The 19461-nt window shown below is 65.6% G+C and carries 16 protein-coding genes; 5 read left to right on the top strand and 11 right to left on the bottom strand.

Annotation, left to right across the window (positions count from 1 at the left end; translation table 11 throughout):
• Positions 1 to 382 precede the first annotated feature (382 nt).
• A complete protein-coding gene (locus ABIA42_RS09025) occupies positions 383 to 1243 on the top strand; it encodes an alpha/beta hydrolase (protein WP_370114135.1) in 861 nt (286 codons plus the stop codon).
• 120 nt (positions 1244 to 1363) lie between these two features.
• Here ABIA42_RS09025 and ABIA42_RS09020 read toward each other — a convergent pair whose 3' ends face one another.
• The 10 genes from ABIA42_RS09020 to ABIA42_RS08975 all read right to left on the bottom strand — a co-directional run bounded on the left by ABIA42_RS09020 (position 1364) and on the right by ABIA42_RS08975 (position 12343).
• Positions 1364 to 1696 carry a Rieske (2Fe-2S) protein gene (locus tag ABIA42_RS09020; RefSeq protein WP_370114137.1) on the bottom strand — a complete coding sequence of 111 codons (333 nt, stop codon included), beginning with the start codon at positions 1694 to 1696 and terminating at the stop codon, positions 1364 to 1366.
• Positions 1689 to 2393, bottom strand: coding sequence for an ABC transporter ATP-binding protein (locus tag ABIA42_RS09015; protein WP_165936011.1), 705 nt, complete (start codon positions 2391 to 2393; stop codon positions 1689 to 1691). Before ABIA42_RS09015 ends, ABIA42_RS09020 begins: the two co-directional genes overlap by 8 nt.
• Positions 2386 to 3168, bottom strand: coding sequence for an ABC transporter ATP-binding protein (locus tag ABIA42_RS09010; protein ID WP_370114139.1), 783 nt, complete (start codon positions 3166 to 3168; stop codon positions 2386 to 2388). The genes ABIA42_RS09015 and ABIA42_RS09010 overlap by 8 nt, the downstream gene beginning before the upstream one ends.
• Complete coding sequence (locus tag ABIA42_RS09005) at positions 3168 to 4214, bottom strand: branched-chain amino acid ABC transporter permease (protein ID WP_271526195.1); 1047 nt, start codon at positions 4212 to 4214, stop codon at positions 3168 to 3170. The genes ABIA42_RS09010 and ABIA42_RS09005 overlap by 1 nt, the downstream gene beginning before the upstream one ends.
• The gene (locus tag ABIA42_RS09000; RefSeq protein WP_319326176.1) at positions 4211 to 5083 is read right to left on the bottom strand and encodes a branched-chain amino acid ABC transporter permease; all 873 of its coding nucleotides are present in this window, start codon (positions 5081 to 5083) and stop codon (positions 4211 to 4213) included. The genes ABIA42_RS09005 and ABIA42_RS09000 overlap by 4 nt, the downstream gene beginning before the upstream one ends.
• Before the next feature lie 332 nt (positions 5084 to 5415).
• Entirely contained in the window at positions 5416 to 6570 is a 1155-nt protein-coding gene (locus tag ABIA42_RS08995; protein ID WP_271526197.1) for an ABC transporter substrate-binding protein, read from the bottom strand.
• 75 nt (positions 6571 to 6645) lie between these two features.
• Positions 6646 to 7833, bottom strand: coding sequence for a 2Fe-2S iron-sulfur cluster-binding protein (locus tag ABIA42_RS08990; RefSeq protein ID WP_370114142.1), 1188 nt, complete (start codon positions 7831 to 7833; stop codon positions 6646 to 6648).
• The gene (locus ABIA42_RS08985; RefSeq protein ID WP_370114144.1) at positions 7830 to 8666 is read right to left on the bottom strand and encodes a xanthine dehydrogenase family protein subunit M; all 837 of its coding nucleotides are present in this window, start codon (positions 8664 to 8666) and stop codon (positions 7830 to 7832) included. The genes ABIA42_RS08990 and ABIA42_RS08985 overlap by 4 nt, the downstream gene beginning before the upstream one ends.
• Positions 8663 to 11056, bottom strand: coding sequence for a xanthine dehydrogenase family protein molybdopterin-binding subunit (locus ABIA42_RS08980; protein ID WP_370114145.1), 2394 nt, complete (start codon positions 11054 to 11056; stop codon positions 8663 to 8665). Before ABIA42_RS08980 ends, ABIA42_RS08985 begins: the two co-directional genes overlap by 4 nt.
• 9 nt (positions 11057 to 11065) lie before the next feature.
• Entirely contained in the window at positions 11066 to 12343 is a 1278-nt protein-coding gene (locus ABIA42_RS08975; protein WP_370114146.1) for an amidohydrolase/deacetylase family metallohydrolase, read from the bottom strand.
• Positions 12344 to 12525: 182 nt separating this feature from the next.
• Here ABIA42_RS08975 and ABIA42_RS08970 point away from each other — a divergent pair, with 182 nt between their 5' ends.
• Positions 12526 to 13020, top strand: a complete 495-nt coding sequence (locus ABIA42_RS08970) for a MarR family winged helix-turn-helix transcriptional regulator (RefSeq protein WP_240538115.1) — start codon at positions 12526 to 12528, stop codon at positions 13018 to 13020.
• 266 nt (positions 13021 to 13286) lie between these two features.
• Positions 13287 to 14705: a cytosine permease gene (locus ABIA42_RS08965; RefSeq protein ID WP_370114147.1), complete on the top strand. Its 1419-nt coding sequence runs from the start codon at positions 13287 to 13289 to the stop codon at positions 14703 to 14705.
• 20 nt (positions 14706 to 14725) lie between these two features.
• Here the strand turns inward: ABIA42_RS08965 and treZ are convergent, their stop codons facing one another.
• On the bottom strand, positions 14726 to 16555 hold the full coding sequence (gene treZ, locus ABIA42_RS08960) for a malto-oligosyltrehalose trehalohydrolase (RefSeq protein ID WP_370114149.1): 1830 nt from the start codon (positions 16553 to 16555) through the stop codon (positions 14726 to 14728).
• 185 nt (positions 16556 to 16740) lie between these two features.
• Here treZ and ABIA42_RS08955 point away from each other — a divergent pair, with 185 nt between their 5' ends.
• Entirely contained in the window at positions 16741 to 17022 is a 282-nt protein-coding gene (locus tag ABIA42_RS08955; protein ID WP_028176789.1) for a DUF3606 domain-containing protein, read from the top strand.
• Between the two features lie 20 nt (positions 17023 to 17042).
• Entirely contained in the window at positions 17043 to 19280 is a 2238-nt protein-coding gene (gene glgX, locus ABIA42_RS08950; protein ID WP_370114151.1) for a glycogen debranching protein GlgX, read from the top strand.
• Positions 19281 to 19461 lie beyond the last annotated feature (181 nt).

The following is a 19461-nucleotide window of genomic DNA, read 5'->3' as shown; positions in this document are numbered from 1 at the left end:
CGGACACTGAGCAGAATAAACTCGAGCTGACAAGCTCGCTCCGACATAGCTGCGGCCGCAGGTACGGCAAAATGTAAAAGCACGGGGTAACCCCATGACCAAATGTTCCCGGGCGTTGCGCGCCCAAGCTGCGCCTCAACGACGACGCGGCGGGAGGAGGGACGGCGCAATGGGCTGCGCCTGCGCCTTCGCTCAATCTCGTGACGCTCACGGCTGACGCTTGATCCTCGTGCCCACATACTACGCATGAGCGCGCCGGACGCGGCCGGCTGGCCGAGCCGTCTTGTCCAAGGCTGGACACGGTTGATCCAACAGCTCAATAGAGGGGGACTGGCCGGTCCAAACCGAGAAGGTGTCGTCCAGGGCGGCAACGGAGAGTTTTATGGCTGAGAACGCTCGTTCGACAATTCGGTCGCACGACCCCCGTGGCAAATGGTCCGAGCTGTCGCAGACAGAACGCGACGCCGCCTATGACAACAACGCGGCGGTCAAGAACAGCGCGGCCCTGATCGCCGAGCGCAACGAGGCCTCCAGCCGGCTGCGGGGCACTCTGAAGTCCCACCTCGACCTGCCCTACGGCGAGCGGGCCAACAACAAGATCGACCTCTACCCCGCCGCCAGGCCGGATGCGCCCTGCCTGGTGTTCCTGCACGGCGGCTATTGGCAGCGCAATTCGCGCGAATTGTTCGCCATGCTGGTCGAAGGCGTTGCCGCGCATGGCTGGTCGGTTGCCATACCCGGCTATTCGCTGGCGCCCGAGGTGTCCCTGACCGACATCGTCGGCGAAATCCCGCGCGCACTCGACTGGCTCGCCGCGCATGGCGCTTCCCATGGCATCGCCGGGCCGGTCGTGCTGTCGGGCTGGTCCGCCGGTGCCCATCTCGTTGCGATGGCGCTCGATCATCCGCGTGTCCAGGCGGGGCTGGCGATATCAGGCGTCTACGAGCTCGCGCCGATCCGCGATACCGGGCTGAACAACGCGCTGAAGCTGACGGATGAGGAAATCGCCACGCTGTCGCCGCTTCGCCTGCCCGTGACACAGAAGCGGCTCGACATTGCCTATGGCAGCAGCGAGCTGCCGGCCCTCGTGAACGATTCAATCGATTTCCACGAGAAGCGCGCGGCGGCCGGAGCGCCGGGCAAGCTCATCTCGGTCGAAGGCGCCGACCATTTCACCATTCTCGAGGCGCTGCGCCGGCCGGACGGCATGCTGGTCGACGCCGCTCGGCGGTTGCTGGACTAAAAAGTGCGAAAACAACCCCATACACAGTAGAGATGCCGTTGTTTTCAAATGCAAATTTTTGAAGGCAGAACGACGCCGCCACTGCTTTGACTTGTCGGGCAAAACAGGGGCATGATGCCATCATCGCCCCGGCTGCTGCTCCTGCATCTCAATCCAGACCTGCTCGCCCGTGATCCGCACCGGATAGAGCCGCAGTGGCGGGCTCGGCCATCCCGCGGTGATTGCGCCGTCGCGCAAATCGAATGATGCCGCATGGCGGGGGCAACGGAGCCGCCCCGCCGCCACCTGTCCCAGAGCCAAATCCGCCTGTTCGTGCGGGCACGCACGTTCGCAGGCGACAACGTTGCCCTCGTTCCAGATCACGATCAGGTCGCGCGCGGCGACGCGGACGATCGCTTCTGCCTTCAGCCGGTCGAGATCGCAGACCGGAGTCCACCCGGCCCCATCACCCACCGAGATAGGCCTTGCGCACATGCTCGTTCGCGATCAGCTCGGAGCCGGCTCCGGACAGCACGATACGGCCGTTCTCGAGCAGATAGGCGTGGTCGCACATCTCGAGCGCGGCGAAGGCGTTCTGCTCGACCAGCAGCACCGTGGTGCCGGCATCGCGGATGCCGCGGATGATGGCAAAGGTGCGCTCGACGATGTTGGGCGCGAGCCCGAGCGATGGCTCGTCGAACATGATCAGCCGCGGTCGCGACATCAGCGCGCGCCCGATCGCAAGCATCTGCTGCTCGCCACCGGACAATGTCCCCGCCGCCTGCCGGCGCCGCTCGGCGAGTCGCGGGAATTCCGCGTAGATGCGGTCGCGGTCGGCCGCAATCTCGCCCGATCCACGACGGAGGTAAGCCCCCATGTCGAGATTCTCCTCGACGCTCATGTGCGGAAATACGCGCCGCCCTTCCGGACAATGCGCGATTCCGCTCGCCAGCACGCGCGGGGGCCTCGCCCCGGTGATGTCGATGCCCTCGAACCGCATCTGGCCCGAGCGTGGCGGCACGAGGCCGGAGATCGCGCGCAGCGTCGTGCTCTTGCCGGCGCCGTTGGCCCCGATCAGCGCAACCAGCTGGCCGGCCTTCACGTCCAGCGAGATGCCGCGCAGCGCGGTGACGCCGCCATAGCCGCAAACCATCTCGCGGATCTCAAGCATGTCCCGCTCCATGTCCGAGATAGGCCTCGATCACCGCCGGATCGTTGCGGATCACGTCGGGGGTCCCTTCCGCGATGATGCGGCCGTAATTGAGCACCACGATGCGATCAGAGACGGTCATCACCATCGGCATGTCGTGCTCGACCAGGAGGATCGTGATGCCGCGGTCGCGGATGCTGCGGATCAGCTCGACGAAGCGGTGCGTTTCCGAGGCGTTCATGCCGGACACCGGCTCGTCGAGCAGCAGCATCGATGGTTCGGCCGCGAGCGCCAGCGCGACACCGACGAGACGTTGCTCGCCGTAGGACAGTGAGCCCGCGGCATCGTGCGCGCGGCGTTCGAGCCCAACCCATTCCAGCAGCTCACCCGCCCGCTGCCGGAGTCGGCGCTCCGAGGCGCGCGCGCCTGGCAGGCCGAGAATGGCGTCGATCAGCCGGACGCGGCCCTGTCGATGCAGGCCGATCAGGAGATTGTCGTAGACCGTGTCGTTCGGGAATACGCTGGTGCGCTGGAAGGTGCGGATCAGGCCGAGATCGGCGATCTGATGCGGCTTCAAGCCGGCGAGCGCAGTGTTGCGATAGGTCACGCGGCCGGCGCTCGGCGTCAGGAAGCCGGTCATGACGTTGAAGGCGGTGGTCTTGCCGGCGCCGTTCGGCCCGATGAGGCTGACGATCTCGCCCTCCCCGACCGTAAAACTCATGTCGGAGATTGCGACCAGGCCGCCGAAGCGGACCGCCACCTGATCGATCGTCATGGCGATGCTGCGCGCCGTCATCACGCCGGCTCCTTGGCAGCGGTCTCGGCCAGAGCGACGGGCGGCAGCGCCGTCCTCCCGCTCCGTCGCCGGCCAAATCGCTGCGCGAGCGACGGCACGATGCCACGCGGGAGCACGAACAGGATGGCGATCAGCACGCCACCATAAGCGATCCATTGCGCTTCCGGCGCCATGACCGGCCGCAGCGCGACCGGAAGCAGCCCGAAAATCAAGCCGCCGAGGACAGGCCCGGCCAGCGAGCCCTTGCCGCCGCTGATCACCATGATCACCATGGTAACGGTGTTGATGAAGGCGAACACTTCGGGATCGATGATCCGGATGTAGTGCGCATAGAGGCTGCCGGCCGCTCCCGCGATTGCCGCGGAGATCACCGCCGCGATCGTCAGCGTCCTGGTCACGTCGATGCCGACGGAGACCGCCAGCGTCTCGTTCTCCATCAACCCGCGCATCGCGCGGCCGAAATGCGAATGAACGAGGCGCGCGATCAGGAGATAGGCGATGAGCGCGACGACCAGCACGAGATAGTAGTTCTGCATCTTCGTGCGCAGCGTCAGCTCGCCGAAGCCTGGCAAAGGCAGCGCGATAGAGGGAATGTTGGTCAGCGCCAACGGCCCCTGCGTCAGCTCGACCCAGTTCAGCGCGACCAGCCGGACAACCTCGGCGAAGGAGATCGTCACGATGACGAAATAGGCACCGCGAACGCGGAACGAGAGCAGCCCGACGAAATAGCCGCACAATCCGGCGACCAGGATTGCAAGCACGAAGCCGGCGATCGGCGGCCAGGGCGCGTGGACCAAGCGGACGTCTCCGGGCAGACCGACGTCGAAACCGAGCGATGTCAGCGCGCTGACATAGGCGCCGATGCCGAAGAAGGCGATGTGACCGAGGCTCAGCTGGCCGGTGAAGCCGAGCAGCAGGTTGAGGCTCATTGCGCCGATGACGAAGATCCCGGTCGTGATCAGCGCATTCAGGAGGTAGGGATCGCGCAGCCAGAGCGGGACCGAGGCAAGTGCCGCGACGGCGAGAATGGTGATGGCGGTCCTCATCCGACGCGCTCCGCGCGCGCGAACAGGCCGGTCGGCCGAAAAATCAGCACCGCGATGATGATGATGAAGCCCATGGCATCGCGGTAGCCGGACGAGACGTAGCCGGCGCCGAGTTCCTCGGCGAGCGCCAGGATGAAGCCGCCGATCACGGCGCCCGTGATGTTGCCGAGGCCGCCGAGGATGACGATGGCGAAGGCCTTCACCGCGGCGAGATCGCCCATTTGCGGGAAGATCACGTAGACCGGCCCGAGCAACGCGCCCGCGGCGGCGGCCAGGCTGGAGCCGATCGCGAAGGTCGAGGTGTAGATCATGTCGACATTGACGCCCATCAGCGAAGCCGTGTCGTGATCCTGGAACGTCGCCCGCATGGCGCGGCCGAGGCTGGTCTTGTTGATCAGGAGATACGTCACGAGGATCAAGAGGGCCGCGGCGGCGAGAACGAACAGCCGCAGCCAGGAGACCGACACCGGACCGAGCACCAGCGGCGCCTCCGGAAACGGCGTTGCCACTGATTTGGCGACGCCGCCCCAGATCCACAGCGTTCCGGACTGCATTGCGATCCAGGCACCGATCATGACCAGCATCGTGGTGTCGATGTCGGAGCCGCGCAGCGGTCGCAGCAATGTCAGCTCGATGGCCGCCCCGAGCAGCCATCCGGCCAGCACGGCCACCGGCAGCGCGAGAAAGAAGTTCAGCCCGAGCTGCTGCACCACGATGAACATGATGTAGGCCCCGAACGTGTAGAGCACACCATGCGTGAAGTTGACCACGTTCATGATGCCGAAGATCAAGGTGAGCCCGATGCCCAGCAGCGCATAGGTGCCGCCGAGCACGAGCATGTTGATCAGATGCTGGAGGAATTCGCTCAAGACCGTTCCCGTCTGTTCTGGATGGCGGCGAGGGCCGCAACGTGCCGCCCTCGCCCGGGATTGACTGATGCTAAAGCGGAATGGCTTTAGGTTGGATCGATGACCGTGGCGGCTCGTTCACCTCTCCCGCTTGCGGGAGAGGCGTAGGCCGCCTTCGGCGGCCGTCTTGGGAACGCCGAGGCGACGCCTCGGCTGTGGCGGAGCGCCGGGTGAGGGCTTTCTCCTCTTGGCGACTATCCCATTGCGGAGACACCCTCTCCCCACCCTCTCCCGCAAGCGGGCGAGGGAGCGTACCTCCTTCGTTGCTGCATCGAACCCAATCTCATCGCGCTTTAAAGCGTCTTCATCTCGACCTTGCCGTTGTTGATCTCGATGAGATAGACGTTCGGCTGGCTCTGCCCGCTCTCCTTGCCCTCGGGGCCGGACTTGCGGAACACGATGTCGCCGTTGAGCCCCTTGATGTTGATCTGCCAGAGCGCGGCCTTGATCGCTGCGGGCTCGGCCTTGCCGGCCTTCTCGATCGCGGCCGCCGCGGTGCGGATGCCGTCATAGCCGCGAAAACTCTCGGTGCAGCCGGCGAAGTCGAATCCGCGCTTCTTCCATTCCGTGATGAAGTAATTGGTCGCTTCCGGATTCGGCGTCTTGTCCGGGAACCAGGGCAGGAAGGTCGTCAGATGCATGGTGCCGTTGGCTGCAGCACCAGCCTGGGCGATGATCTGGTCCGGATTTTGCGAGCCGCCGGTGGTGATGATCCGCTTCTTCAGGCCCAGCGCCGCGGCCTGCTTGAAGATCAGCGTGAGCTGGTCGACCGCGGTGGTCACGATGACCGTCTCGGAATCCGAGCTCTTGATCTTGGAGAGCTGCGCACTCATGTCCTGCGCGCCCTGGTCCATGGTCTCGACCAGGCCGATGCTGATCCCCTTGTCCTTCATCATCTTGCTGAAATCCTCGGCGGTGCCGCGACCCCAGTCGTTGTTGATGACGAGGAAATCGACCTTCTTCAGCGCGAGCTTGTCGACGATGCCCTTGAACGCCGCGGCCTCCACCGCCGAGGGCGGCGAGATGCGGAAGATGAAGGGATTGCCCGTCGTCGTGATCTTGCCCGAGGACGAGGTCTCGACCACCATCGGGGTCTCGTATTCCATCAGCTTCGGCATCACCGCGAGCGTCAGGCTCGAGCCCCAGGCGCCCATCAGCACGGGTACCTTGTCGCTGGTGATCAGCTTTTCGGCGACGGCGGCAGCTTCCGTCGGGTTGCTCTTGTTGTCCTCGATCACGAGCTCGATCTTCTTGCCCAGTATGCCGCCCTTGGCGTTGATCTCGTCGGCGGCGATCTTGGCGCCGTTGACGACGTAAGTGCCCGAGGCCGCGAACGCGCCGGTGAGTGGCTCGTTGACGCCGATCTTGATCGTCTGCGCCCCCGCGGCGCCGCCGAACAAGGCCGTCGCCAGCGCGATGGCAGGAACCAGTCCGAGTGCTCGTGTCATATTGTCTCTCCAAATCCCACGCTGTTGATGTCTAGTCTGTCCAGGCTTCGTCACTTCCGGTGTGCGAGCACACCGTCACCCCGCCTCGCTCCGGCGGCCAAAGATGCGGGCGATCCGCACGCGCAAGACGTCCGACGCAATCGACCAGAAGCTCAGCTCCGCCGGGGCTATCTGCTCCGATGATGCACCGGACATCTGGCGATCGAGATTTCCCGCAAACTCCGCGATCAGGCGCCGGGCGAGATCCCGCACCAGGCCGGGCCGACCGATTTGGGCCAGCATTCCCGTGAGCGTGTAGCCGATCGACAGTTCGACCGCGGTCGCCGCACCGCCTTCGAGCGGAAGCAGGCGATAACGGATCTCGCCTTGCGTCGCCGAATGGCTGCGGTGGTCGGTGCCGATGCCGACGATGCGCCCGGAGAGCGTCGCGGGGTCGCGCTCGACGCGCGCGGCACCCTCGAAGGCCGCGGCGATCGGCCCGAGCTTCACGCGGATCGAGCCTTCCACGCGCTCCGGCCTTGCCGGCGATGTCAGCGACACGCCGGGAAGGCAGGCGGCAATGCCCGCGATATCATCGAACATCGCGAACACCTTCGCCGGCGCATGCGGCAGCGTGAAGCGCTGGTCGAGAACGGTCGCCGGGGTGAAATCGGGAATGGTGCCAGGCGCGACGCTCTCGGACGCCGGAGCCGCCACCGTGCGCGCAGGCTGCGGGTCGTATCGGCCGGATTCAGCTCGCCCCGAGCCGGCCGGACCAAGGACGGTCCTGCCGCCATCGGCCAGCGGCGCGATCTTGCGCGCACGCCTCGCCTCGATCACGGACTGCACCGCGCGCACGATGCCGACATAGCCGGTGCAGCGGCAGAGATTGCCGCTGAGACCGACGCGAATGCGCAGCTCGTCGGCATCGGGCAGACGCAGCACGAGGTCCCGCGCCGAGACCAGCATGCCGGGCGTGCAATAGCCGCATTGCAGCGCATGCTCGCGGGTGAAGGCGGCGCGCAGCTCGGTCGTGACCTCGTCCTCGTCGAGGCCCTCGATCGTGGTGACGTCGGCGCCCTCGCAGGCCGCCGCATAGGTGATGCAGGAGCGCGCCGGCACACCGTCGAGCAGCACGGTGCAGGCGCCGCAGACACCGTGCTCGCAGCCGAGATGCGTGCCGGTCAGATCGAGCTTGTCGCGAACGAAATCGGCAAGGCTGGTGCGCGGCTCGGCCGACAGCTCCACCGCGCGGCGATTGACGTGAAGCGCGATCGTGCTCATGCCGCGGCCTCCTGGACGGCGCGTTTCAACACGCTGGCATGGATATGGCGCTGCGCGGCATCGTCGATGCCGGCCTTTGCCAGGAGAGCGTCTGCAACGCGGGAGTCGAAGCGCTGCTTGTAGTCGGCTGCAATCCGGCCGCCGAACAGCTCGGCGGCGTCGGTGATGACGATGGGAGTCGTGTCGATCGCGCCGATCACGATGCGCGCCGAGGCCGCGGCGGCATCGATCAGGACCGCGCCGATGGCGTGGGCGAACTCGCCGGTCTTGCGGCAGCTCTTGGCATAGCCCCAATGCGCCGAGGCCGATCGCACCGGCACATGGACCGCCTCGACGATCTCGCCCGTGTGCAGCGCAGATTCCAGGGCACCCACCACGAACGTTTCGACGGGCATCGTGCGCGCACCGGCAAGACTGCGCAACGTCACCCGCGCACCCAAGGCGGCAAGTGCCGAGATCCAGTCCGCGGCGGGATCGGCATGGCTGAGCGAACCGCCGATCGTGCCGCGGTTGCGCACGGCGCGATAGGCGATGTTGGCCGCCACGCCGCGCATGGCGCCGCGGGTCGCGTCGGCCGCGCGCCCGTCTTCGATATCGGCATGGGTGACCAGGGCCCCGAGCACGAGCTCGCCGCCGGAAATCTCCGCGCGCTTGAGTTCGGCCAGGCCGGAAATATCCACGATCAGCTCCGGCTGCACCAGCCGCAGATTGAGCATCGGCCCGAGCGACTGGCCGCCGGCGATGATTTTCGCCGAGCCGCTGCCGGCTTCCAGCATCGAGAGCGCTGCCGTGAGATCGCGTGGGCGTTCATAGGCGAAGGGAGCGGGCTTCATGCCGCACTCCTTTCGGCCGCGCGCGCGGCCAGCACGGCCGCGACGATCCGGTGCGGCGTGATCGGCGACTGCATCAGCTCGACGCCGAGCGGGCGCAGCGCGTCGTTGACGGCGTTGGCGATCGCGGCAGGCGGCGCGATCGCACCGCCCTCGCCGATGCCCTTGACGCCGAACTGCGTATAAGGGGATGGCGTCTCCATGTGGTCGAGGCGCGCGGCGGGAACCTCGGTCGGCCCGGGCAGCAGATAGTCGGCGAGCGTCGTCGCCAGCGGCTGGCCGGAGGCGTCGAACGGCATCTCCTCGTAGAGTGCGGTGCCGATGCCTTGCGCGAGGCCGCCATAGATCTGGCCGTCGACGACGAGCGGATTGACCAGCACGCCGCCGTCCTCGACGATCACGTAATCGAGGATCTCGACCTCACCGAGATCAGGATCGACCGCGACCACCGCCGCATGCGCGGCGTAGCTGAAGGTGCCGCTGTCGCGCACCGGCTTGTAGCCTTGCGTCACTTCCAGCCCGCCGGGATCGACGTCGGTCGGCAGATCCTGCGGGCGGCGGTACCAGGTGTGGGCGATCGCCTTCAGGCTGACGCTGCCATTGACGCCGCGCACCTCGCCGTTCTGCAAGACCACCGAAGCAGGATCATGCTGCAACAGTTTGGCGCCGATGCGCCGGGCGCGTTCGCCGAGCTCGCGGCACGCGGTCGCGACCGCACCGCCCGCCATCACCATCGAGCGCGAGCCCCAGGTGCCGGTCGAATAGGGCGTCATCGCAGTGTCGCCGAGGATGATGCGGATCTTCGCGACATCCACGCCGAGGATCTCATGCGCGACCTGGGCGAGCGTGGTCTCCATGCCTTGGCCGTGCGAATGCACGCCGACTCGCAATTCGAGGCCGCCGTCCGGCGTCAATCGTGCGGATGCCTGCTCATGGCCCGGCACCATCGGGATGCCCCAGCCGGAATAGACGGATGTGCCGTGGGCGGCCTGCTCGCAATAGATCGAGACGCCGACGCCGATCCGGCGGCCGTCGGCCTCGCCCTTGCGCTGGCGGCCGCGAATGGCATCGATATCGATCTGTGCCAGCGCGCGGCGCATCGCCTCCGGATAGTCGCCGCTATCGAAATGCTTCCTGGTGATATTGTCGAACGGCATCTGCTCCGGCCGTACCAGATTGCGCAGCCGGACCTCGCCGGGCTCGAGCCCGGCCTCCGCCGCCACGAGATCGAGCATCAATTCCAGCGCGAAGCAGACGCCGGTGCGCGCCACGCCGCGATAGGGCAGGATCGGACATTTGTTGGTGGCGACCGAGAAGGTGCGGCAGCGATAGGCCGGCATCTTGTAAGGACCTGGCAGGATGCTCGCGACCTGCGCGGCTTCGAGGCAGGCCGAGAACGGATAGGACGAGTAGGCGCCGGAATCCACGGTCGCTTCGCAGTCGATGCCGCGCAAGGTGCCGTCGCTGTCAGCATAGACCGTGATCCTGTAATGGTGCTCGCGGCAATTGGAGCTGGCGACCAGATGCTCGCGGCGATCCTCGATCCAGCGCACCGGGTGGCCGCAGCGCATCGTCAGCCAGGACAGGCAGACCTCTTCGGGCAGCAGAATGCCCTTGTGACCGAAACCGCCGCCGACGTCGGGCGAGATGACGCGGATCTGGCCCTCCTCCATGCCGAGACATTCGGCAAGGCCGCTGCGCGTGATGTGCGGCATCTGCGCTGCGGAATGCAGCGTGAGCTGGTCTAGCCGCCGGTCGAACGTCGCGACCACGCCGCGGCCTTCGAGCGGCGACATGCACTGCCGCGCGGTCGAGATCTCGCGCGTCACCTTGATCGGCGCGTCCAGCGCGGCTGAGATGTCGACCTCGTAATTGGTCTCCAGGAAGACATTGTCGCCCCAATGCTCGTGCACCAGCGCCGAGCCGGGCTCGCGCGCCTTCAGCATGTCGTAGACCGCCGGCAGCTCTTCGAGATCCAACGTCACGGAGGCCGCGATGTCCTCCGCTTCGGCGCGTGTCGGCGCAAGGCACATCGCGACGAGCTCGCCGACCTGCCGGATCTTGCCGGAGGCGAGCACCGGCTGCTCGGAAATCTTGAAGCCGGGAAGCCCCGAGACCGCACGGATGGGCTTGATGCCGTCGAGATCGGCCGCCGTGAACACGCTGCCGCGATGGCGTTCAGGCACATGAATCCCGCGAATGCGGGCATGCGCCAGCGGGCTGCGCACGAAGGCGACATCCTGGAGGCCCGCGAGCCTGATGTCGCCGACATACTGGCCGCGGCCGCGCATCAGGCGATCGTCCTCCTTCCGAGGCAGCCGCGCACCCACGCCCTGCCCGGACTTCCCAGAAGGAAATTCTCGCTCGTTGCGCACGCCGGCGTTCTCCTTCACCGCCCGCCCTTATGCCGCGACAGCTTGCGGCAGGATCGGCGCGACCGCCTCGAAGCGCGTGCCGGCGCGCAGGCAGAAGGCCGGCTGCAGCAGGCGCTCGGCGATCACCTCGTTCTTCTCATTGTCCTTGAGGACGAAGCGGCCGTTCTGCTCCGAGAGCACAGAGACGTCGGCATCCATGCCGACCCTGAGCGCGCCGATCTCCCCGCTGCGGCCGAGCATCTTGGCGGGATTGGAGGTGACCATCGGCACCACCTGCTCCAGCGACAGGCCGAGCGCCATCATCGAGCTCATCGCCTGGACCAGGCTGAACTTGGCCTGGCCCGCGAACGGATGATTCTCCTCGTCCTCATGCTGGTCGGGCGTCCCGGCCGGCGCGGGCACGTGGGTGTTGTAGCCATGGATGTCGGCGCCGAGCGTCGTCGGAATGATGCCGGCCGCGATCGCCTTCTTCGCCAAACGGTACGAGAAATGGCTGCCGTGACCGACGTCGACCTTCAGGCCGCGGTCGAGCGCGGCCTGGATCACCGGGTGCACCTCGCCTTCGCGATTGACGAAACCGCCGGGATGGCGCGTGAAGGGATGGGCGAGAATGTCGCCCTCGCGCAAGAGCGGAATGACACGCGTCAGGATCGTGTCGGCATCCTCGCCATTAGCGCCGCTCTCGGGCAGGCCCCAGAGCTGGCCGAAATGCACGTAGACCGGCAGATCGGCGCGCTTGCCGATCTCCGCCGCCATCTCGATGACGCGGATGCCCCAGCGCGCGAAGCCGCCGATCTCCGCGTGAGCCTTGATGCCGCGCACGATGTCGAGATTGGCGGTCGCCGCCTTAACGGTCGCGTCGACGTCGACGCCGTCGGGGCTGTAGAGCTGCGGATAGAAATGCCCCTCGAGTCCGCCGACGAGATAGGCGGACAGGAACGCGTAGACGCGCGAGGCGGCGGGCTCCGCGATGAAGTGACGGAAGCCGGGCAGCGTCATGCAGGACGGACCGCCCTGGTCGACCAGCGTCGTCACACCCGACTGCACGCCGACCATGTCGGGATTCATGCCGAAGCGTCCGGAGACGTATTGATAGACATGGGCGTGCGTGTCGATCAGCCCGGGCAGCACCAGCTTGCCGCTGACGTCGACGACCTCCCTGGCGCTGGTCGGCAGAATGTCGGACGCAACCGCTGCAATCTTGCCGTTGCGGATCGCGACATCCTTGATGCCATCGACGCCGGAGGCCGGACAGATCACGCGACCGCCTCGCAGCAGAAGGTCGAAGCTGGCAGTGACGGACATGGTGCTCTCCTCTTCTTGGACGGCGACGGCTTCGCCCGAATTACGAAGCATGCTTCGTATTTCGACATTACGAAGCATGCTTCGTATTTTGACAAAAGCAAGCATCGTGCCATGATCCTGATGTGGCAGGCGCACTCGAATCGAGCTAAGCGCGGCAGGGTTTCGGCTTGGGAGAGTGTGCATTGCGGCAGGCGAAGACACGTCGCGGCGGGACGAGGCATCGTCCCTGGCCCTTGTCGGAACGGCCCGGATATCTGATCCGCCGGCTGCATCAGATTCACGTCGCGCTGTTTCAGGAAGCCTGCGGCGAATTCGAGGTCACGCCGCTGCAATACAGCCTGCTCTCGGCGCTGGCGGTGCGTGAAACCGCCGATCAGACCACTTTGGCGGCCGATATCGCCCTCGATCGCACCACGACGACCGGCGCCTTGAAGCGGCTCGCCGCCCGAAATCTGGTCGAGCGCGCGGTGAACAAGGACGATCGCCGGGCCCGGCTATGCCGACTGACACCGGCCGGAGCCGCGCTGCTGGTCAAGATCGAGGGCGCGGCGCGGCGGGCGCATCGTGCGACGCTCGGCGATTTGAGCCAGCGGGAACAGGCGCTTTTCATCGAGATGATGCAGCGCATCGTGGCCGGCAACCCCAGTCGCGACAGCGCCGCTGCCCTATTCGATTAGGAGCCACTGCTGCGCTTTTGAGTTGGGCTGCTCAATTTATCATCGTACCGCTGCCCGGCCGAGCAACATCGCCCGCCTCTCGCCGGCGCGCCAGACGTACCGAAGCGTACTCACGCGCAAGATCGGCCTGCGCTTGAAAACGCAGTCGCATCCGGCGCGACGCGCATGACCTCCGGCATCGACGCCCGCCCGCTCGGCCGTTCCGCAATTCCATGGCACGATTTATGCTGCGATGATGCGAAGCGTGCTTCGTATTGGGGGATGTCATGACGGATTCCGAACTTCGCGCTGATATTCACAGCATCGAGCCGATTCCCGACGCGGACCGGGACTCCACCGGGCCGCAGCAGATGTGGATCTGGGCCGGCGCCAACATCGCGCCGGTCAACTGGGCGCTCGGCGCGCTCGGCATCATTCTCAAGCTCGGCCTGATGGAGACCATCGCGGTCATCGTGCTCGGCAACATCGTCGGCTGCGCGATCTTCGCGACCTTCACGGTGATGGGGCACAAGACCGGCGTCAACCAGATGGTGCTGAGCCGGTCCGCGTTCGGCGTGCGCGGCGCCTATCTGCCGAGCATCCTGATGTTCCTGATGACGCTGGGCTGGATCGGCGTGAACACCTACTTCCCGGTGAAGGTCTCGATGGGCATCCTCGGCCAGTTCGGCATTCCCGACACATGGCTGGTCCAGCTCGTCGTCATCACGCTGGTGATGGCGGTGCAGGTGCTGATCGGCGTCTACGGCTTCTACGCGATCCGCACCTTCGAGAAATACACGGTGCCGCCGACCATCGCCATCATGGTGCTGATGAGCGTGCTGGCCTGGACGCAGCCCGGCGTCGTCAACTGGAACCTCACGACCTCGCTGCCGCCCGGCGCGCATCTCGCGATGCTGACGATGCTCATGACCGCAATCGGCGTCGGCTGGGGCATCTCCTGGGTCACCTGGGCCTCCGACTATTCGCGCTTCGTGCCGAGAAGCGTGCCGTCGAAATCCGTGTTCTGGTACAGCTATGTCGGCATGTTCGTGCCGACGGTCTGGCTCGGTATTCTCGGCGCGACGATCGCCTCGACGACGCTGGACACGGACCCCGCCAAGATGGTCAGCGCGGTGTTCGGCGGTCCCGTCAGCATCCTGGTCCTGCTGATGGTGCTGCACGGCCCGATCGCCACCAACATCCTCAACGTCTATTCGGCGGCGCTGGCGGCGCTGAGCGCGGGGCTGAAACTCTCGCGCTTCTGGCTCACCGTCATCGTCGGCGTCGCCGGCTATCTGGTTACCCTCTACTTCATCTTCGCGCCGTCGTTCGCGAAGGCGTTCGACCATTGGATGATCAGCCTGCTGTTGTGGATGAGCCCGTGGGCCGGCGTGGTGCTCGCCGACTTCTTCATCAAGCGCAAGGGCAGGATCGAGGTGGCCGAGCTCTATCGCTCGCCAGAGAGCAGCGCCTATGGCGACATCAACTGGGCCGGCATGATTGCGTTCGTCGCCGGCCTCGTCGCCGGCTGGCTGGTGCAGGACGGCCTCGTCAGTGCGCTGCAGGGGCCGATCTCGATCAATCTTCTCGGCGGTGCCGATCTGAGCTGGCTGTTCGGAATTGGAGTAGCAGGCCTCGTCTATCTTGCGCTCGGCAGGTTCGCGACCTCACCCTCATCGGTCGTCGCGAGCCGTGCCGGCGGCTAACCCCGCGGACCTCGTCTGAGTCAGCGCTTCCGGCCAAGCCTCACCATCATGTCGCCGGGCCCGAGGGCTTCGGCGACATGAGGGCGCAATCGCCACAAGCTCTCGCCATCGACCAGCGAGGGCATCGGGAGTTCGTGGTCGGCGAAATTTGCGACGATCTGCAGAACCTCGCCACTCCCCGTCTGCCAGCGCACATCCAGGCCGCCCGTGCGGGGATCCGCGCCCAATAATTGCCGCTGCGCCGAAACGAAACCCCGTTTGATGAGCGGCACGATCTTCTCACGCCGTATCGTCAACAACCGCGCTGTCAGCGCTCGAAACCTCGCGCCGGCGGGAGATTGGTCGATGCTCGTCCAGTCCAGCCTGGAGGCCAGGAAGGTTCTTTCGTCGCACGGGTCCGGAATTCTGGCGCGCGTTTCGGGAGTTGCGAAAGCCTTGAAGTGCGAAAACTCCCTGCGGCGGCCGTCCCGTGTCAGCTCGGCCGCTTCGCCGGTCCAGTCTGCAAAGAAAAGGAACGGTGTGTCGGCGGCGGCTTCCTCACCCATGAACAGCATCGGAATATGCGGGCTCAGCAGAACCAGCGCCAGGGCGAGCTCCAGCTTTTCCGGGCCGACCAATCGGGAAAGCCGCTCCCCGAATGCGCGGTTGCCGACCTGGTCGTGGTTCTGGGCGAAGAAGATGGTCGCTTCGGGCGGCAGATGAGCACTCGGCTCGCCGCGCGGCTCCTGGTGCAGAGGAAAGACTTCGCCCTGATAGGCAAAGCCCTCAGTCAGGGATCGCGCGAGATGTTCGAGCGGCTTGTCTGCGAAGGCCCGGTAATAGCCTTCGCCCTCGCCCGTGAGCAGCACGTGGAGCGCGTTGTGAAAATCGTCGCCCCACTGCGCGTCGTAATACCTCGCGCGTCCCTGCGAACGCGCGAGCAGGTGCGCCTGATTGGCCTCGTTCTCCAACATCAGATGGACATGCCGGCCCACCAGCTGACTGCGCACGGTCTCGGCAAGCTCGATCAGGAAATGACGCTCGGAATCGTCCTTCAGCGCGTGGACCGCGTCGAAGCGCAGTCCGTCGAACCCATAGTCGCGCAGCCACATCAGGGCATTCTCGATCAGGAACCCGCGCACGAACGCGCCGTCGTGACCTTCGAGGTTGACGGCAGGCCCCCAGCCCGTGGTGTGGCGCGCGGTGAAGAAATTTTCCGCATAGAGGTGCAGATAGTTCAGCTGCGGCCCGAAATGATTGTAGACGACATCGAGATAGACCATGATGTCGAGAGCGTGCGCGGCCTTGAGCAGCCGCTTGAGATCCTCCGGCCGGCCATAGCGGGCATTCGGCGCGTTCAGGAGCACGCCGTCATAGCCCCAATTGTGCCGGCCGGGGACATCGTTGAGCGGCATCAGCTCGATGGCGGTGATGCCGAGATCGCGCAGATAAGGCAGCCTCTTCTCGACGCCGGCATAGGTGCCCTCCTCGCTGAAGGTGCCAACATGCAGCTCGTAAATCACGGCCTCCGCCCAGGGACGGCCCGGATAGAGAACCGGGTCCCTCAGCGCGGCCGTATCGATCACCTCGCTTGGCGCGCCGACGTCGTCCGGCTGGAAGAACGAGGCGGGATCAGGAACGACGAGGCCTTCGTTGATCCTGAACTGATAGCGCGTGCCGGCGCGCGCGGTCGGGCTCAGCAGCTGGTACCAGCCGTCGTCATCGCGCGGCATCCTGCGGGGCGGCTGGCTGGCTTCGAGCAATTCGACCGAACGGGCCGTGGGCGCCCATAGGTTGAACGAGACCCCATGATCGACGATCTGAGGACCATGGCGCCGACTGTGCTCGGCCGTTCCCAATCTGTGCCTCAAACCCGTCCCCTTTCACCCGCATGCCCCGTGCTCGGCATACTTCGAGATCGCTTGCACCCGTCCGGACCACAAAGCGGAGCTGAGTGCGTTCGTTCCTCCACGGCGTCGACGCCGGACATTTGCAGCACGTGGAGGAACGGAATCAGCGGCGCGACGGTTACCCTCGTACACAGGAGCTGTTCGCCATGCGCCGCCCGAAGCCGCAAGCCATCCGTAACAAACTGGACCTGACCGACCGCAGCCAGGTGCGTCTCCTCAGGAAGCGCCTCGGACTGTCGGACGCGGAGCTGACCGTGATCGTCGGGCGGATGGGCAACTCGATTCCGGCCATCAGCAAGGAAGCAGCTCAGCAAAGAGCCAACGCGCTGCCCAAGCCGGCGGACGTGGCGCCCGCCGCCGTGATCGCTTCGGCGACCGCCGGCGAGCAGACCACGGCCGAGGTCGCAGCGACTGCGCCGTCATCCTGACGGACTATTCGGGGGGAAGGATGGACCAAACAGTACATTCGGACGACGCCCTGACGCGGGCGGCCTCGAGCCTGCGCCGCACCCGGATCACCGAGGGCAGACCGTTTCCGCTCGGCGCCACCTGGGATGGACTCGGCGTCAACTTCGCGCTGTTTTCGGCCCATGCCACCAAGGTTGAGCTGTGCCTGTTCGATGATACCGGCGAAACCGAGCTCGAGCGCATCGAGCTTCCCGAATACACCGACGAAGTCTGGCACGGCTATCTGCCCTCCGCCCGCCCGGGTACCGTCTACGGCTACCGCGTCCATGGCCCTTACGAACCCGACGCCGGCCACCGCTTCAATCCCAACAAGCTCGTGCTCGATCCCTACGCCAGGCAGCTGGTCGGCCAGCTCCGCTGGGGACCGGAGCTGTTCGGCTACCAGCTCGACCATGCCGACAAGGATCTCTCCTACGACGAACGCGACAGCGCGCCCTTGATGCAGAAATGCCGCGTGATCGATCCCGCCTTCACCTGGGGCGCGGCACGCAAGCCGGAAGTGCCTTGGGAGCGAACGATCGTCTACGAGATGCACGTCAAGGGTTTTACCCAGCTGCATCCGCTGGTGCCGGAAGCCGACCGCGGCACGTTCTCGGGCCTGGCACATTCCGAAGTCCCGGCCTATCTACGCTCGCTCGGCATCACCAGCGCCGAGCTGCTGCCGATCCATGCCTTCGTCGACGACAGCTATCTGGTCGAGAAAGGCCTGCGCAACTACTGGGGCTACAATTCCATCGCCTTCTTCGCGCCTGATCCGCGTTACCTCAAGACGCCGTCCGCGAACGAGTTCAAGGCCATGGTCAACCAGTTTCACGCCCATGGCATCGAGATGATTCTCGACGTCGTCTACAATCACACCGCGGAAGGCAACGAGCTCGGCCCGACCCTGTCGTTCAAGGGCATCGACAATGCCAGCTATTACCGCCTGCTGCCGGACAAGAAACGCTACTACATCAACGACACCGGCACGGGGAACACCGTCAATCTTTCGCATCAGCGCGTGCTGCAACTCGTCGCCGATTCGTTGCGCTACTGGGCGACCGAGATGCGGGTCGACGGCTTCCGTTTCGACCTCGCCACCATTCTGGCGCGCGAACCATACGGCTTCGATGAGGGCGGCGGCTTCCTCGACGCCTGCCGCCAGGATCCCGTGCTCTCCAGCGTCAAGCTGATCGCAGAGCCCTGGGATATCGGACCCGGTGGCTACCAGGTCGGTCGGTTTCCGCCCGGTTGGGCCGAGTGGAACGACAAGTTCAGGGACACGGTGCGCGCCTTCTGGAAGGGCGTCCCGGGCACGCTGGCCGACTTTGCCAAGCGCGTATCGGGATCCGGCGACCTCTTCAACAAGCGCGGACGGCGGCCCTGGGCCAGCGTCAACTTCGTCACGGCCCATGACGGCTTCAACCTGAACGATCTCGTCTCCTACAACGACAAGCACAACGAGGCGAATGGCGAGGACAATCGCGACGGTCACAGCAACAACCATTCCTGGAACTGTGGCGCCGAGGGGCCGACCGACGACCCCGAGATCACCGCGCTGCGCGAGCGCCAGAAGCGGAATCTGCTGGCGACGATGCTGCTCTCCCACGGCACGCCGATGCTGCTCGCCGGCGACGAGTTCGGGCACACCCAGAATGGCAACAACAACGCCTACGCCCAGGACAACGAGACCACCTGGCTCGACTGGATGGGTATCACCGCGAACGGCCGCAGCCTTCGCGAATTCGCCCGCAAGCTGATTGCGACCCGCAAGGCGTTTCCGATCCTCTACCGCAGCCGCTTCCTGGTCGGCTCGCACAACGAGGAACTCGACGTCAAGGACGTGACCTGGCTGTCGCCATCCGGCGAGGAGATGACGACCGAGCAATGGCAGGATGGCAATGCCAAATGCTTCGGGATGCTGCTCGACGGCCGCGCGCAGGAGACCGGGATCAAGCGTCGGGGCTCGGATGCGACCATGCTGCTGGTCTACAACGCGCATCATGATGTCGTGAACTTTACCCTGCCGGAGGTCACCGACGGGCGCAGCTGGCTGAGCCTGATCGACACCAATCGGCCTGACGCGCCCATGGCCGAGTTCGAGTTCGGGCACGCCTACGCAGTGACCGCCCGCTCGCTCGTGATGTTTGGCCTCGCGAATGATACCATCGGGACGCGACGCCTTCGCCACGGGCTCGGCGCACTGCTGGACGTCGCCGATACCCCTCTACCGGGCTAGCTAGACCATGATCCGGAAAAGTGGGCAGCGGTTTTCCGAAAAGATCATGCTCGAACAATAACCTGAAACGCGATGACGATTGATCCTGATCTCATCGCGCTTTAGGCTATCCGCCGCCTACTCGCGATCGGCGATCATCTCGCCGAACACGATGCCCGGCGAGCGCACCTTAGCCGCGATG

Source organism: Bradyrhizobium sp. USDA 327 (genome assembly GCF_041262065.1).
GTDB classification, from domain to species: domain Bacteria; phylum Pseudomonadota; class Alphaproteobacteria; order Rhizobiales; family Xanthobacteraceae; genus Bradyrhizobium; species Bradyrhizobium liaoningense.
Note: the sequence above shows the minus strand (reverse complement) of the source record. Positions and strands in the feature narration are given on the sequence as shown.

Excerpts from the sequence above, each read along its gene's own strand:
- glgX (WP_370114151.1), top strand. The coding sequence starts at position 17,043 with ATGGACCAAACAGTACATTCGGACGACGCCCTGACGCGGGCGGCCTCG.
- ABIA42_RS09005 (WP_271526195.1), bottom strand. The coding sequence starts at position 4,214 with ATGAGGACCGCCATCACCATTCTCGCCGTCGCGGCACTTGCCTCGGTC.
- ABIA42_RS08995 (WP_271526197.1), bottom strand. The coding sequence starts at position 6,570 with ATGACACGAGCACTCGGACTGGTTCCTGCCATCGCGCTGGCGACGGCC.
- ABIA42_RS08955 (WP_028176789.1), top strand. The coding sequence starts at position 16,741 with ATGCGCCGCCCGAAGCCGCAAGCCATCCGTAACAAACTGGACCTGACC.
- ABIA42_RS09015 (WP_165936011.1), bottom strand. The coding sequence starts at position 2,393 with ATGCTTGAGATCCGCGAGATGGTTTGCGGCTATGGCGGCGTCACCGCG.
- ABIA42_RS08985 (WP_370114144.1), bottom strand. The coding sequence starts at position 8,666 with ATGAAGCCCGCTCCCTTCGCCTATGAACGCCCACGCGATCTCACGGCA.
- ABIA42_RS08965 (WP_370114147.1), top strand. The coding sequence starts at position 13,287 with ATGACGGATTCCGAACTTCGCGCTGATATTCACAGCATCGAGCCGATT.
- ABIA42_RS09025 (WP_370114135.1), top strand. The coding sequence starts at position 383 with ATGGCTGAGAACGCTCGTTCGACAATTCGGTCGCACGACCCCCGTGGC.
- ABIA42_RS08975 (WP_370114146.1), bottom strand. The coding sequence starts at position 12,343 with ATGTCCGTCACTGCCAGCTTCGACCTTCTGCTGCGAGGCGGTCGCGTG.
- ABIA42_RS08990 (WP_370114142.1), bottom strand. The coding sequence starts at position 7,833 with ATGAGCACGATCGCGCTTCACGTCAATCGCCGCGCGGTGGAGCTGTCG.
- ABIA42_RS09010 (WP_370114139.1), bottom strand. The coding sequence starts at position 3,168 with ATGACGGCGCGCAGCATCGCCATGACGATCGATCAGGTGGCGGTCCGC.